We start from the raw sequence: 13,319 nt of genomic DNA on the forward strand, positions 1-13,319 counted from the left end.
CGGTGCTGAACCGCATCGGCGTAGCGGACGGAGTTGGTCAACACCGCGCACACCCAGCCGGTCGGCCAGGCCGGTCGTCCGCACGGCCAGGCGCAGGGACCCGAGCCCGGCGCCTTCCCGCCCCAGCCACACCACCTCCAGCCGCAAGGACGCCCCGGCCGGCTCCCGCCACGGATGAAGCAGCTATTCGGCGAGGTCCGCCCGCCCGGCCGACAGGGCCCGTACGGGCTCGCGGGCCGGACCGAGCATCACCACCAGACCGCGGTCGGCGCACGCGTGCAGCACCGGCCAGGACCACCGGCGCCTCGGCGTGCGCGCGGACACCGGGCGACCTCGCCCACCGGGCCGCGCGAAGCGGACCCGTAGCGCCGACTCCACCACGTGTGCGCCGCCGCGCACGGGTGTACGGGCCCGGTCCCGGCGCGGGGCCGGCGGATCGACGGACGACGCCGGCGACGGCGTCCCCCGCTCCGCAGGCAGGGAGGCGCCATAACGGGCCGAGTAGCCGGACGCGGTGTGCACTGACGTCCAGCCGTCGAGACGGTTCGCGGCAGGCCGTGGATGTTGACGCTGGCTGACGAATGCCCCGAGTCGACCTCCAGAGCTGCCGCAACTTGTCGAGACAGGTGACACCTGGTCTTGGTGGTTGACACCCAGGGGACTTCGACAGGATCAAGACGGTTCACGCAACCGCCGCGCCATGAGAGACGGCGGCATCCCGCCGCCCTGCGAACCCGCCACCACCCTCCGTCCCACTTGCTTAACCTATCGATTTTCGATAGATTCCCATCGCCATTCGATGGAAGGACGGGCCGTGGGAAAGCTGACAGTGCGTGCGCTGCGCGCCGTGCTCGTGGTGGTGCTCGCCGGCACCGTGTTCGTACAGGCATTGATGGTGTGGGTGTTGGTCAGCGGGAGCGACCCGGAGGACGGGTCGCTCCCGCTGACCGCGCTGCGCGTGATCACGATCCTGGGCATGGTGTCGGTCCAGGTCGCCCTGGTCTGTGTATGGCGGCTGGTGGCGATGGTGCGACGCGGAACCGTGTTCTCCCACGCCGCCTTCCGCTACGTGGACGGCGTGATCGGCGCGATCGTGGCGGCTGCCCTCGTGTGGTTCACGGTCACGGCCGTCAACGCGCCGGGCCAACGGGACGACCCGGGTGTCACCGTCATCATGGCCGGGGTCGGCCTGGCCATCCTGGGGGTCGCGCTCATCGTGCTCGTACTGCGGATGCTGCTCGCCCAGGCCGTCGCGCGCGACGTCGAAGCGGCACAGATGCAGGCCGAGCTGGACGAGGTGATCTGATGCCGATCACCGTCGACATCGACGTGATGCTGGCCAGGCGGAAGATGTCCGTGGGCGAACTCGCGGACCGCGTGGGGATCACACCCGCCAACCTGGCGGTACTCAAGAACGGCCGCGCCAAGGCGGTGCGCTTCACGACGCTCGCCGCGCTCTGCGAGGTGCTCAAGTGCCAGCCGGGCGACCTGCTGCGCTGGGAGGCCGAGGACGCCGCCGCCGGATGACGCGCCCTTCCAAGATCATGGACTCTTCGACGCCCCGCGATCCGCGTGGACGACCGTGCCTGCCGACGCGTCATCGCCGATCCCGCCCGCCTTTGACCAATCCCGCGAGCATCCCGGAGCTGGTGGCGTCCCCGGTTCGGGTCCCGGATCCGCCAACCACCGTGCACAGGTCTCGCCAGCCGCGATGAACAGAAGTGCCGTGACCTGCAAGGACTCCATGGGCGAACCGCCCGGCACACTGCTGCTCACGGCCATCGCCACGTTCTTTCAAGTACGGGTGGCGCAGGATCAGTTCGATGTCTGCGTCGGCTCGATCAACTCCCAGCGGGCATCGGGCAGATCGCCCGGGCAAGCGCTTCGTTCGCCCATGACCTCGGCGTACCGCCCGCAGGCGAGTGCGCCCGGGCGCACGTGCGCGGTGGTGGAAGCGTCTCGCGGAATCAGGCGTACGGGAATGAGACAGGCGTAAGCCAGCTCTCGACCCGGGTGACAGATCACCCGACTCTCATGAAGTCGCTGAAGTGATCCCCGGCGGGCCATGGCCTGGTCGTGTGGCTGATGGTGACGGCCCGGCTCCTGCTCGGTATGGCCCGGCCTGTGGTGAACGGCGTCGGCCGGAAGCCGGCCTGCGGGCCGGGTTCTGTTCTCCGGTGTGCCGCTCCAGCCGCAACCGTCGGCCTTCCCCGCAGTCTTGGTCTCGACGCTGGTCGCCCCGCCGACCAGACGATCGACGGGGCGAAGCAGTCAGTGGCGCGGCTCAGCAGTGGTCGGTGTAGGTCCTGTACCAGGCGCCCCATGTGTTCGTCGCGTAGTCGAGATAGCTGCAATAGAACGTGTCGTTTGCCGTTATGACCTTGATGGATTTGCCGGCACTGTTCTCGAAGGCGTCGAAAATGGCGTACGCATGGCCGTTGCCCGGCATCTCCTTCCAGCCTCCCGCACCGGCCCAGGTATGCCAGATGCTGCCGGAGGGTGCCACTCCGAAGCATTCGTCCGGCCCATAGATCCAGTCGACGAAACGCGCTCCGGTCTCGTTGAATTCTCCGGTGTAGCCGAAACAGGTCGCGGGGTCCGCGGAAGCGGGCGAGGCAGACACACCCACCACGCCGAAGGCCGCAAGCGAAACCGCGGCGGCAGCGGTCGACAGACGTAAACGCAACGTCATGAACACTCTCCCTTTGCTCGAGTCGGCCGAACCGGCGCAGACAACAGCCGTCAGCCGATGACCAGCCAGAACCGGCTCTCCGTACCTCCTGTCATGGGCACGGTAGGTTGCAAGCCCCGTCGGGACAACAACACGTACATGAACACGCGGATACCCCAACTGCCCCTCCGCAGGCCGTAGTTGTGAAGACGTGGGCGCCGGAAAAGGCGACTGCGGCGTGGGAGGCCGGCAGCCGTCCGGCTGCCTCCGTCGCCGCATGCTCCCAACGGAACGGGCGGCACGATCTGTCGGCAGTGGAGACGTGGTCCAGGGAGCCCAGCTCGATGCCGACCGCGTCGAGGACGCGCTCCGCCGCCTCGTAGTCGTCGCCCCGGTCCCCCGCCCACTCCGCGCGAACCATCATGCCCAGGTCACGCTACGTACGGAGCGGGACCAGGCCGCCCGGGACCAGAAGGCCAAGGAGCACGACGCACTCGTCGAATGCGCCGCGCTCGGAGACGGTGCCGGCGCGGCGGAGATCATGCGCAAGCACATCGACACCAGCCTAGGAGCGACAGCGGTGTGGCGGCTCGGCCACGCCGACTCCGCCGACCTCGTCGACAAGTACGGCGACCAACTGCGCGTCTGTGACGTGCAGTTCACCTCGTACGGAGCTGTTCACTCCTTCGCCGGCCCGATACGCACCCTCTCCTGAGCCGTCCGCGACAGCGCCCTCCTCGCCGGCATGGACATCGGCATCCACGCCCTGGGCACCAACCCCCGCAAGAGCGCGAAGGCGGGCGCGGGCTCGGTCGACGAACCCGTGTCGTTCGGCGGAATCACCTTCACGACCCGGAAGATCCTGCACGCCGACCACGACGGAGTCGTCCTCCTGCCGACCACCTGACTCCCGGCGGAGGCCGCGGCCGTCACCTCGGTCCGGGCCCCGCGCGCAGGGCGTCATGATGAGGCCCAGGAGTCGTGCGGTAGGGGGCCGCCAGTTCCCCTGGCGATACTCGCTGCCGGATGTCGGTGATCGGCTTTGTCGTTGGCGCGGAGCCGGCTACACGGTGCACGTACGCCTTCCGAGGCCAGGCGACACTGGTTGCGTGATTGTCGAACGCGCGTATGCCCCTCTCTCCTCGTACGACGAGGACACCTGGCCTTGGTCGGTGCCCTGTGTCCGGCAGCTGCTCGACGAAGGCCTGCGGTTCACCGCGCCGGTGACCTTTCTGGTCGGTGAGAACGGCTCGGGGAAGTCGACCCTGGTCGAGGCGTTGGCGGAGGGGTTCGGCCTGGACTCCTACGGCGGCTCCCACGACTGGCGCTACGCCTCCCCGCGCGGCAAGTCGGCGCTCGGCGAGCGGATGAGATTCGACGCCGCCTCAGGGCGCGGGCGCCGCATGGCCACCAGCTGGTCGGCCCGCAAGGGCTTCTTCCTGCGCGCCGAGACCGCGCTGGACGCCCTGGACAGGGAGGGCTTCTCCCCCGACCATGTCAGCCACGGTGAAGGCTTCCTCGCGGCGTTCCGCGGGAAGTTCCTCCACGCCGGGCTCTATGTTCTCGACGAGCCGGAGGCAGCACTCTCCTTCTCCTCGTGCCTCGAACTGATCGGGCACATCGACCGATTGGCCAAGGAGGGCGGCCAGGTCATCTGCGCCACACACTCACCCCTGCTGACCGCACTGCCGGGCGCGGACATCATCGAGATCGGCCAACACGGCATGCGGAGCGTCGCCTGGCGGGAACTCGACGTCGTGGACCACTGGCGCCGCTATCTCGCCGACCCGCACACCTACCTGCGGCACATCGTCGAACCGTAGACGGGCCCCCTCAGCCCTCGTCACACGGGCGATGCAGAAGACCCGGCTCTCGTATGTCTGCCTCTCGTGCCGGGTCTCGCACAAGCTGCCCTACGACCGCACGGGGCAGCGGACCCGTCCTCGCTGTGCGGATCCGATGACTCATGCAGGATCGGTGTTCGCCTCGCTCGGCCAGCGTCTTCTGCCGGATGTGCAACCACCATTCGGCCGTCAGCCCAGCTTGCCGCAGGCGGAGTCCAGGGGCGGAGAACCAAGTGGCCGTGGACTCGTCATCAGCCGTCAGCGACGTCCAGTCTGTGCCACCAGTGACCGCATACGCCGGAGCAGAAGCGCTCGCGGCGCCGTTCGTCCGCGACCGCCAGTACCGCGACCAGCAGCCGGAACGCCTTGCGGCGTTCGTCGACGGGGGCGAGGCGGGCGATCTTCCCCAGTTGCTGGTCGATCGGGCCGCAGGTGATCAGAACCGCGGGCGTATGCGTCGGGCGCAGCCCGGCACGGCGGATGCTCTCCGGTCCGTCTTCGGCGACGGCGCGGGCCTGGACGCAGTGATGACGCAGGAACAGCAGCGTCTCGGACTGCTTCTCCGGGACGAGTGCGTCGAACCACTCGATGCCCTGCGCCATCGGGCGCAGTCCCTGGGCGAGTTCGTTGAGTATGACGTCTCGTTCGGTCATGGCTGCCTCTGTTTGGAGAGGCGGCGCTCCGTCGCGGAGATCAGGATTCCGAGGAGCACCGCCAGATCGGCCGCGCCCTCGGCTTCGTCGGCCCAGCGGGTGGCTTGCAGGGGGTGCACCTGGTCCAGGTGGACGCCTTCGCGGGCGAGGACGAAGGCCAGTGCCAGCATGGCTGCGCGGGCGTTGCCGTCCTCGAACGGATGGAAGAACAGGACGTCGAGGTAGGTCCAGGCGGCGTGTGAGGGGAGGGGCAGGTCCGGTCGAGTGCTCTCGGACAGGCGGCGCGCGAACCGCGCCGGCGTATCGGGGGTGAGGCCGTAGCGCTCCCGTCCGCCCTTCGCGAAGGCCGGCGCCGTGCGGAAACCGACCGAGGGACGACGCAGTACCGTCCGCTGCCAGTTCGCCATGAGGGCGAAGCTCAGCCGCCTGCCCTGTTCCGCGTCGGCGAGGGCCAGATCGAGCGCGGTCAGGATCCGCTCGGTCTCTTCGGCGTCCCGGCTGCCGCGTGTGGTGGTGAAGAAGTCCCGGAAGCCGTCGCGCGCCGGTGCTCCCGCGTCGGGGCGGGTGCCGCTCCAGCACGGCCAGGAGATCCGCGTACGAAGCGCAGCCAGTCGGCGAGGGCGTCCTGCTGGTGGCCGGACCCGGACGTCACTGGTTCTCGTCCACGGTCCGGGCGAACCGCGAGCTCACCGCGTCGACCACGACGACGTCCGGTGCGATCCAGCTGCCGAACCGGCCCCCAACCGCGCTTTCCACGATCTCCCGGGCTCGCTCCTCGTCGATGCCGTTGTAGGCGAGGAACCAACCGAGGACCTGCTGGCAGTGTCCGTACCAGGCGCTCTCGGCCCGCGTCCGGTCGGCCACCACGGTCACCAGCCGCGTGCACGCGCGTTCCCAGTGCCATGGATCCACCAGGGACGAGGATTCGGCCGAGTGCGACGGGGGCGCCAGGGCGGAGAAAGCTCTCTGCCAGGTCCTCGATCCAGTCACGCCATTCGAGCAGGGCCGCGACGGCCAACGGGGCGGTCGCGGCCGCCGTCGTCAGGGTATGGGCGGCACAGGACCATACGTCGACGACCCCGCCGTCGATGTCGCCTTCACCCACCGACCAGTTCCAGCCGCAGGCCCACCGGCCGTACCGGTCCACCAGCAACTCGGTGACGGGGTCCAACGAGCGCCACCAAAGCTCTTCGACGGCCTCAGGGCTGGGCAGCAGGGGTGCCACAAGACCGGCCAATGTATCCGCCGCATCCTCGTCCAACTCGAACGGATGCCGTGACGGATCCACTTCTTCCCAGGTCAACGTGCGTGCCGACAGTTCGCTCACCACGCCACTCTGCCGTGCGCAGCCGTACGAACTCCAACCCATTTCCGAGCGGGGGCGCCAGCGCACCCGAAAATGATCCTCAGTCGAGAAGGGCCTGACCCCAGGCGCGTGAGGTTCCCCCACCCCGACCGGCCGTGGCCTTGTTCAGTGTTGGCAGGACCGATCAGCCCGTAGCCTCATGACCTTGGGCAAAACGCCAACGGCCCATGCCGACCGGCGTGTTGGAGGTAGCTTCGTCGGCATGAGCAATGACGTTCGTATCGATCGCGCCCCGTCCGCCGGGGGCGGCATCCAGATCACGGTCAGCCTCTCCCCCACCGTTTTGGCGAAGCTCCAGAAGGACGGCTCCTGGACCGAGTCCATCACTGACGGCCAGGTCACCGGCGACGGGCCGGCCATCACCCAGATCGAGTTCAAGGTGCCGTAGGCCTCGCAGCGCACGAGCGACGGCACAGGCCCGGCCATCGCTCGGTACTCGCCGCCCTCCAGGCGGCGGGCCGGCAAGTTGTTCGGTGACCAGCCTGCTTCTGTGCATGCTCGCCGAGGCCCCCTCTCCGATCCTCGGATCGGGAACCCGCATCCGTGGCAAGGTCCGCGAAACGTCCCGCCGTTGTACGCGCAGCGGGCGCGGTGGACGATCTCAGGGGTTCCGCGATCGAGGTCACAGCCGCGTCCTCCGGCGCTTGTGAGCATGGCAGTTCGAGGTCCAGCCACGGCCGTGCCCTCGGTGTGCAGGGCTGGACGGCGGAAGGTCCGATCCGGCGCGGGGCCCTCGATCGGCGCCTGGTGCGAGTCAGTAGGCTCGGCCGTTCCTGGCGGTGGCGTTGCCGCCTGGCCCGGGGCTTCAGCGGTCATCTCCCGTGGTCCGAGTGGTCTGAAAGGTGCTTGTCACAGTCATGCGAACAACGACTCGTCCGAGCGAGCGTGCGCAGCTGTTCCGGCGGGCGACCGGTCTGGTGTCGGCCGTGGTCCTGCTCGGCGCCTGCGGTGAGGTCGTCGAGGGGGCACCTCCACTTCCCACGGGCAGCCCCTCGGTCCCCTCGTGCATGACGCCGCCGGGGGATCTGCTGGCGGACCTCGACGGCGACGGCCTCACCGACCGTGTCTCCGACCCCTCCCACACCGGTGCCCGACTGACCGTCGCGTTCGGCAAGGAGACGGGCTACGGCTCCCCGGTCGGCGTACGGAAGCTGGTCGGCCGCTCCGGCAGCGGCGAGAAGGACGTACTGGCCGCGGTGGCCGATTTCGACGGCGATGGATGGAGCGACCTGGTCGTCGTGGCCACCGGCCAGATACAGGGAGACGATGCGATCGAGCCGACCGTGGACCAGCTGGTTTCGGGCCCCTTCTCGTCCTCCGGACAGGGACAGCGCACCCGGCAGCTCGACCTCGGCGAAACCCGCGGCATCACCGTGGCCGACTACGATCACGACCCCTACCCCGACCTCGCGGTGTTCAGCTACGCCGGCGACGGCGTGTATCAGACGGAGGCACGCCTCGGCGACGGGGACACGGGACTCGCCGACGCGACCGCTGACACGGGCGGTTACAGGGTCTACGCGGATCAGACCGATGACGACACCCCGAGCAACATGCCCGGCTCCGGCCTGAGCACGTTCTACCCGGACTGCGGGAAGGCCGGTGGCCAGGGCTGACCTCTGCTGGTGCGTGTGCGTGCACGCGAGGCTGAGGAACGGTCGGCGTCGCCCACCGGGGTGACGGCGGCGTTGTCGGAGTCGTGCAGGGACATCGTCGCTCGCCTCGATTCCACGATGGGGACTCCGGCGGGCCGGGCGGAGATCGTGCACTGGTCCATACCTACCTCCGGGGAGGTGAATCGGCTTCGCGGGACCCTGTCAATGGTCCCAACAGGCTTCATTTCAGGGGCTGTTCACGGTGACCGTGACGGGTTGACACCCCGTTTCAGGCGCCCATCATCGGTGGCACTTCGGCGAGTCCCCTCGTGCGTCCCACTGTCCGATCAGCCACTGAGCCTCATGCGTCACAGATTTGAATCGTTTCATACGTAAAGCCTCAACGTCCCCGTGTTCCCGCACCCGTTCCGGGAGGTTCCCGTGGTCCGTCGTTCCCCGCTGAGTAGATCGCCAGGCCGGTACCACTTGCGGCACGAACTCTTCCGCACGCAGGCACCCGTCCCCGAGGCGACGCTGGAGGAGATCGTCGATGACGTCTTCTTCCCCCTCCTGCGCCGCTGATCGGGCCCGGCCGGAAGGTGGGTCTCGATGTGATCGCTCGCGGTGTCACAGCCCGCGCTGCCGGGCGCGGTGGCGTCCCGCTTCTCGGAGTGCGCAAGCACCAGGACCCCGTCGACGTCGGCGATCACCGACCCGGCCGGAACGGGAGCAGGGATTACCTGGTCACCCGTCGGGCACCACTTTTGATGACGTGACGATGGGGTGGATGCGATGCCTCTTGAGGGCGAGTACGTGCCGAGTCCGGCGCAGTGGGTGCGCGATCAGGTCGAGTTGTACGAGAGTTCGGGCGGCACGCAGGGTACGACGCTCTGGGACACAGGCCTGCCCGTCGTCATTCTCACGACACGTGGCGCGAGGAGCGGCAAGATCCGCAAGATCCCGTTGATGCGCGTGGAGCACGACGGCCGGTACGCGGCCGTGGCCTCGAAGGGCGGCTTCCCACGGCACCCGGTCTGGTACTTCAACGTCACGTCCGACCCGCACGTGGAGCTCCAGGACGGGCCCGTACGCCAGGACATGACGGCCCGTGAGATCACCGGGGACGAGAAGGCCGAGTGGTGGGAGCGCGCGGTCGCCGCGTATCCGCCGTACGCCGAATACCAGGAGAAGACCGACCGCGTGATCCCCGTCTTCGTCCTGGAGCCCACGCGCGAGTAGGACCCGGTATCCGGGGCAGTGCACCGTCGGCCTGGTCACTAGTGTGGGAAGCGGCGGGGTGGGCGAGTGACCATGGATTCGCGGAACTCGGCAATCCGCGAATGGACTTGGCGCATCAGGTGGGTGTCCTCGATCCGGTCCAGATAGAGGCAGCGGGCTGCCAGACCCGGCAGGTCGAAGGCGAAGTACAGGGACATCAGCGGGTTCACGACAACTCGCTGCCCCGGGTGCGGTCAGTGAACCGGACATCGCCGAACGAGCCGCGCACGGCTGCCGCGATGGAACCGTTCACGATGCTGGGGTGCTCCGGCGTGTGCTGCTGAGCGTGTGTCACCGCGTCGAGGTAGAGGGCGCCCTCACGGGTGGCACGCGGTATCGAGAAAGCGCCGAGGTAGGCGCCGTCGCGCTCCAACGCGGCGATGTTCTCCAGTACCTGCACATGGTTCACGCCGTGGTACGCATCCACACCGAAGCCGACCGAGACGACGAGCCGGGTCGCTACACCGTCCAGCGCGGCCAGCGCCGCCACGCTGGCCAGGTCCTCTTCCGGAGTACCGAGCCCGGCTTCATCGCCCCGCATCAGAATGTCCGTACCGCCGTCGACCAGCACGACGGCGTCGACGCGGTGCAGATCGATCAGTGCCTGGTAGGCGGCGCGCAGCGGACGCACCCCGGTCTGGGGGAAGGCGTACACGGTGGACGGGTAGCCCTGCCCGCGCAGCCACTGAGCAAGGGTCCGCTCCGGGAAGTAGCTCTGGTGCAGAGCGGATTCGGGAGTGATCGCGGCCAGGTCGGGGGCGACCCAGTCATCGATCGGAAGACCATCGAGGGCGCTGAAGGAGAGGTTCGCGAGATGCACCTGCTTGCCCTGGTGCAAGAGGGCAAGAGCCAACGGCAGACCGGAGTAGATGTCGAAGCCGCCACCCGCGCCCGCGACGAGGATCCGTTCGGCATCGGCAAGCCGAGCGAAAAGTGGGTTGGAGTCGAGAGACGTCATGACGATCATTCTCCCGGGACCCGGGACCCGGGACCCGGCACCGGGGCGGCCCTCCTCGACGCACACGGGGAGAACGGGGCACGGATGCACGTAGCCAACGAGGCCCCTCGGGAGATGAGTTCAGCCGCCGGACATCCACCTCGACACCCCTGGGGCCTCGCGCGTTCTGCCCCGGCAGCCGTCACCCGCCCTGCTGGGCAGGTGATCGACAAATAGGTGGCATGTTGTCGAGGGGGTCGTAAAACTGCCTCGGTGATCCCTACTCAGTTGCCTCGACTGCTTCGGCCCCGCGCCCTGAGGCCCGGAGATCTCGTCGTTGTCGCATCGCTGTCCGGGCCGCTCCATGCCGTGAACGAGCCCGATCTCGAGCAGGCGGTCGTCGTGCTCGAACGGATGGGATTCCGCGTGCGCCGGGCGCCGCTGCTCGAAGCGGGGCGGCACCGCTGGTGGAGCGCGGCGACGCCGGCGGAGATCGCGAGGGAGTTCAATGGTCTTCTGCGTGATCCTGAGGTCCGCGCGATCATCGCGCATGACGGCGGCCAGACGGCGTTCGGCTACCTCGACCTGATCGACGTCGAGGCAATCACTGCCGACCCCAAGCCGATCCTCGGCTACAGCGACATCTCGCTGTTGCATCTGGTGCTGTACGCGCGAACGGGTCTGGTCGGGTTCCATACCGACCTGGCCACCCCTGGACTCGGCGGGCGCTGGCAGGCCGCGCCCGCCGCCCGCAGAGCGGAACTCGAAAAGCTCTACTCGACACTTCTGACCAGTACGGAGCCGATCGGTGCGCTGCCGGCCAACCCGTCGTGGGAGTGCTGGCGTGCCGGTCACGCCGAAGGCCGGCTGATCGGCGGGGTGATCAACCGCATCGTGCTGAACCAGGCGACGTGCTACGCGCTGCCGCCCGATTGGTTCGACGGCGCGGTGCTGTTCTGGGAGGAGGCGGGCGGCCAGGCATCGCATGTGTGGAACTACCTACAGGTACTGCGGCACGCCGGCATCCTCGATCGAATCGCCGGCATGGTCGTGGGCATACCGGCCGCGATCGACGGACTCGACTCGCCCGACGCGTCCCCGTCCCTGCGCGAAATTGTCCTCGATGTCCTCGGCGACCGTGACATCCCTGTCCTGGGCAACGTCGAGGTGGGACACGCCGGTCCGAATCTGCCGATGCCGGTCGGCACCCGCGTCGCCCTCGACGCACAGCAGCGAGCCCTCTCACTGCTCGAACCGGCGGTGCGCGCGCTCACGGTGACCGGGCCGTCCGGCTGAGCGCGGAGACCGTGCGCGACGTGGGGAACGGTATGCCAGTGGGCCCACTCCTCTCCCCGGGCGACCCCCACGAGTGTCGCCGGCGGCCGGGGCGCGGCCGACAATTCGAGGCCGCCGCCGGCGAGAACGCCGCGCCCGTAGTGCCGGATCGTCTCCAGCCTGCGGTAGCGGGCCTGCGGCAGCTCCGGTCGCGGCGACAGCATCGACTTCGCCACCAGGCCGTCGACCAGATCGACGACGTACGCCGTGCCGATGCCGGTGCCCGGGCCCGCGCAGACGTCCTCGACGGCCGTGAGGTCGAACTCGGCGACGAATGACGTACGCCGTGCCGAGACTTCTGCGGGCAGAACGGTTGCCGTCCGCGCCCTGACAGAGGCATGGTACCGCTGGTACCGTCGGTACCATGTCGAATTCCCCGAAGGCCATGAACCTGCGCTTCCCGGACCCCGAGCAGAGGGCCGCCATCGAGGCCGCCGCCCGGAAGGAAGGGGTCAGTCTGCAGGAATACATCCTGTCCGCGGCCTATGCCCGTGCGACCGCTGTCGAGGAGGCCTTCCTCAAGGCTTTCCGAGGCTCGATGGCCTTCTCCGGGGCGGCGTTCGCAGCCGAGCCGAGCGTCGCCGACCCGACAGCGGAGCAGCGGGACGCCGAGCGGCAGGCCCGCCGTGAGCTGGAGCCCGGCCAGCAGGACCACGCCGCGTGAACCAGCCGAATCCCCAGCACCCCCACCCCCTCGACCTGCAGTTCCTGCTGCACGCGGCCGAACTCCTCGACGGTGATCCCCAGGTCGACGACTACGGCCCGCTCTACGCGGCCGTCGGGCGCGTCAACGCGCACGCGATGGACCGCGACATCTACGGATCCCCGTACCTGAAGGCCGCGGCACTGCTGCAGACCCTGGTGAAGCTGCCCTGTCTCGAGCACTCAAACGAGGCCTTCGCCTGGCACTCCTGCGAGGCCTACCTCGCGCTCAACGGCCGTCGGCTGACGTACCGGCCCAAGGACGCCGTAGCTCTGGCCCACGAAGCCGCGGGCACACCGGGCGTCGCGCAGATCGCGCGTCGGCTGCGCACCTGGGACACCGACTGAGCACACAGGCGCACGTTCCCGCACCACCGCGTCGGCGTCGCCCTTCAGCTCGGCATCGGTCCGGGCCATACGGCCGAGGCATCGTCCCGGTCCGGGTCGGGCAGCCGCACCGGGCGGACGGGGATCGTGCGGGTGTGTCCGTCCGTCACCGCCGTCCAGGGGGCGGGGTGGCCCGGGTAGCACAGGGTGGTCAGGACGAAGACGCCGTCGGCGTAGACCTCTACGTACTCGCCGATGGTGAGGATCCGCAGGGTTCTGGCGGGCTCGGTCAGGATCGTCTCGCCGAGTGGTGCGTCGGCGGGGCCAGGGATGCAGAGGTTCTTGCCGTCGCAGCCGACCAGCAGGGCGGGGCCGTCGGCCGCTGTTCGCACATGGCACCGCCCGGCACCGCGGAGGCTCTGGCAGGCAACGAGCGGACGTGGGTGGTCGATTCAGGCCACGACCTGATGGTGACCGCACTGACGGCGGTGGCCGAGATCCTGTTGCGGCTCGGCGCCGACTGATCCCCGAACTCTCACTGAAAGGGCTCGCCGGCTGGGACCAAGTTGGCGCAACACCGACCCCTCGCGACTCCCCTGCGGTCCCGATCG

The 13,319-nt window shown here is 68.9% G+C and carries 18 protein-coding genes and 2 pseudogenes; 13 read left to right on the forward strand and 7 right to left on the reverse strand.

What is annotated here, in order from left to right; translation table 11 throughout:
• Nucleotides 1-183 precede the first annotated feature (183 nt).
• Nucleotides 184-522 (reverse strand): hypothetical protein, encoded by a 339-nt coding sequence (locus tag LUX31_RS37610; RefSeq protein ID WP_328285634.1) that lies wholly within the window; start codon nt 520-522, stop codon nt 184-186.
• Between the two features lie 292 nt (nt 523-814).
• Here LUX31_RS37610 and LUX31_RS00110 point away from each other — a divergent pair, with 292 nt between their 5' ends.
• The gene (locus LUX31_RS00110) at nt 815-1,306 is read left to right on the forward strand and encodes a DUF2975 domain-containing protein (RefSeq protein ID WP_235472443.1); all 492 of its coding nucleotides are present in this window, start codon (nt 815-817) and stop codon (nt 1,304-1,306) included.
• Nucleotides 1,306-1,527, forward strand: a complete 222-nt coding sequence (locus LUX31_RS00115; RefSeq protein WP_235472444.1) for a helix-turn-helix domain-containing protein — start codon at nt 1,306-1,308, stop codon at nt 1,525-1,527. The genes LUX31_RS00110 and LUX31_RS00115 overlap by 1 nt, the downstream gene beginning before the upstream one ends.
• 757 nt (nt 1,528-2,284) lie before the next feature.
• Here LUX31_RS00115 and LUX31_RS00120 read toward each other — a convergent pair.
• The gene (locus LUX31_RS00120; RefSeq protein WP_235472445.1) at nt 2,285-2,692 is read right to left on the reverse strand and encodes a hypothetical protein; all 408 of its coding nucleotides are present in this window, start codon (nt 2,690-2,692) and stop codon (nt 2,285-2,287) included.
• A 301-nt stretch (nt 2,693-2,993) separates the two neighbouring features.
• On the opposite strand from LUX31_RS00120, the gene LUX31_RS37615 reads away from it, so the two are divergent.
• The 3 genes and pseudogenes from LUX31_RS37615 (at nt 2,994) to LUX31_RS00130 (ending at nt 4,494) form a co-directional block, all read left to right on the forward strand.
• The gene (locus LUX31_RS37615; RefSeq protein ID WP_328285635.1) at nt 2,994-3,386 is read left to right on the forward strand and encodes a hypothetical protein; all 393 of its coding nucleotides are present in this window, start codon (nt 2,994-2,996) and stop codon (nt 3,384-3,386) included.
• Nucleotides 3,387-3,398: 12 nt separating this feature from the next.
• Nucleotides 3,399-3,578, forward strand: a pseudogene (locus LUX31_RS37620) (ribonuclease E activity regulator RraA); the annotation flags it as partial.
• Between the two features lie 202 nt (nt 3,579-3,780).
• Nucleotides 3,781-4,494 carry an AAA family ATPase gene (locus LUX31_RS00130; RefSeq protein ID WP_235472446.1) on the forward strand — a complete coding sequence of 238 codons (714 nt, stop codon included), beginning with the start codon at nt 3,781-3,783 and terminating at the stop codon, nt 4,492-4,494.
• A gap of 272 nt (nt 4,495-4,766) precedes the next feature.
• Here the strand turns inward: LUX31_RS00130 and LUX31_RS00135 are convergent, their stop codons facing one another.
• The 3 genes from LUX31_RS00135 to LUX31_RS00145 form a co-directional block, all read right to left on the reverse strand.
• A complete protein-coding gene (locus LUX31_RS00135) occupies nt 4,767-5,168 on the reverse strand; it encodes a DUF5958 family protein (protein WP_235472447.1) in 402 nt (133 codons plus the stop codon).
• Nucleotides 5,165-5,575: a Fic family protein gene (locus tag LUX31_RS00140; RefSeq protein ID WP_235472448.1), complete on the reverse strand. Its 411-nt coding sequence runs from the start codon at nt 5,573-5,575 to the stop codon at nt 5,165-5,167. Before LUX31_RS00140 ends, LUX31_RS00135 begins: the two co-directional genes overlap by 4 nt.
• A gap of 241 nt (nt 5,576-5,816) precedes the next feature.
• Nucleotides 5,817-6,080, reverse strand: a complete 264-nt coding sequence (locus LUX31_RS00145) for a hypothetical protein (RefSeq protein ID WP_235472449.1) — start codon at nt 6,078-6,080, stop codon at nt 5,817-5,819.
• A 656-nt stretch (nt 6,081-6,736) separates the two neighbouring features.
• On the opposite strand from LUX31_RS00145, the gene LUX31_RS00150 reads away from it, so the two are divergent.
• The 3 genes from LUX31_RS00150 (at nt 6,737) to LUX31_RS00160 (ending at nt 9,368) form a co-directional block, all read left to right on the forward strand.
• On the forward strand, nt 6,737-6,922 hold the full coding sequence (locus tag LUX31_RS00150; protein ID WP_235472450.1) for a hypothetical protein: 186 nt from the start codon (nt 6,737-6,739) through the stop codon (nt 6,920-6,922).
• Between the two features lie 469 nt (nt 6,923-7,391).
• Nucleotides 7,392-8,150, forward strand: coding sequence for an FG-GAP repeat domain-containing protein (locus tag LUX31_RS00155; RefSeq protein WP_235472451.1), 759 nt, complete (start codon nt 7,392-7,394; stop codon nt 8,148-8,150).
• A 771-nt stretch (nt 8,151-8,921) separates the two neighbouring features.
• Nucleotides 8,922-9,368, forward strand: a complete 447-nt coding sequence (locus LUX31_RS00160; RefSeq protein WP_235472452.1) for a nitroreductase family deazaflavin-dependent oxidoreductase — start codon at nt 8,922-8,924, stop codon at nt 9,366-9,368.
• A 38-nt stretch (nt 9,369-9,406) separates the two neighbouring features.
• On the opposite strand, the pseudogene LUX31_RS00165 reads toward LUX31_RS00160, so the two are convergent.
• Nucleotides 9,407-10,365, reverse strand: a pseudogene (locus tag LUX31_RS00165) (DUF1152 domain-containing protein).
• Nucleotides 10,366-10,632: 267 nt separating this feature from the next.
• On the opposite strand from LUX31_RS00165, the gene LUX31_RS00170 reads away from it, so the two are divergent.
• From LUX31_RS00170 to LUX31_RS00185, 4 genes are all read left to right on the forward strand, one after another.
• Nucleotides 10,633-11,640, forward strand: a complete 1,008-nt coding sequence (locus LUX31_RS00170) for a S66 peptidase family protein (protein WP_235472453.1) — start codon at nt 10,633-10,635, stop codon at nt 11,638-11,640.
• A 32-nt stretch (nt 11,641-11,672) separates the two neighbouring features.
• Nucleotides 11,673-11,957, forward strand: a complete 285-nt coding sequence (locus LUX31_RS00175) for a hypothetical protein (RefSeq protein ID WP_235472454.1) — start codon at nt 11,673-11,675, stop codon at nt 11,955-11,957.
• 86 nt (nt 11,958-12,043) lie between these two features.
• Complete coding sequence (locus tag LUX31_RS00180; RefSeq protein ID WP_235472455.1) at nt 12,044-12,343, forward strand: type II toxin -antitoxin system TacA 1-like antitoxin; 300 nt, start codon at nt 12,044-12,046, stop codon at nt 12,341-12,343.
• Nucleotides 12,340-12,729: a fic family toxin-antitoxin system, toxin component gene (locus tag LUX31_RS00185; protein WP_235472456.1), complete on the forward strand. Its 390-nt coding sequence runs from the start codon at nt 12,340-12,342 to the stop codon at nt 12,727-12,729. Before LUX31_RS00180 ends, LUX31_RS00185 begins: the two co-directional genes overlap by 4 nt.
• Nucleotides 12,730-12,773: 44 nt before the next feature.
• Here LUX31_RS00185 and LUX31_RS00190 read toward each other — a convergent pair whose 3' ends face one another.
• Nucleotides 12,774-13,100 (reverse strand): hypothetical protein, encoded by a 327-nt coding sequence (locus tag LUX31_RS00190; protein ID WP_235472457.1) that lies wholly within the window; start codon nt 13,098-13,100, stop codon nt 12,774-12,776.
• Between LUX31_RS00190 and LUX31_RS37400 the strand changes: the two genes are divergently transcribed.
• Nucleotides 13,101-13,232 (forward strand): hypothetical protein, encoded by a 132-nt coding sequence (locus tag LUX31_RS37400; RefSeq protein ID WP_268828094.1) that lies wholly within the window; start codon nt 13,101-13,103, stop codon nt 13,230-13,232.
• Nucleotides 13,233-13,319 lie beyond the last annotated feature (87 nt).

This window comes from Streptomyces sp. GQFP (assembly GCF_021545335.1).
Lineage (GTDB): Bacteria > Actinomycetota > Actinomycetes > Streptomycetales > Streptomycetaceae > Streptomyces.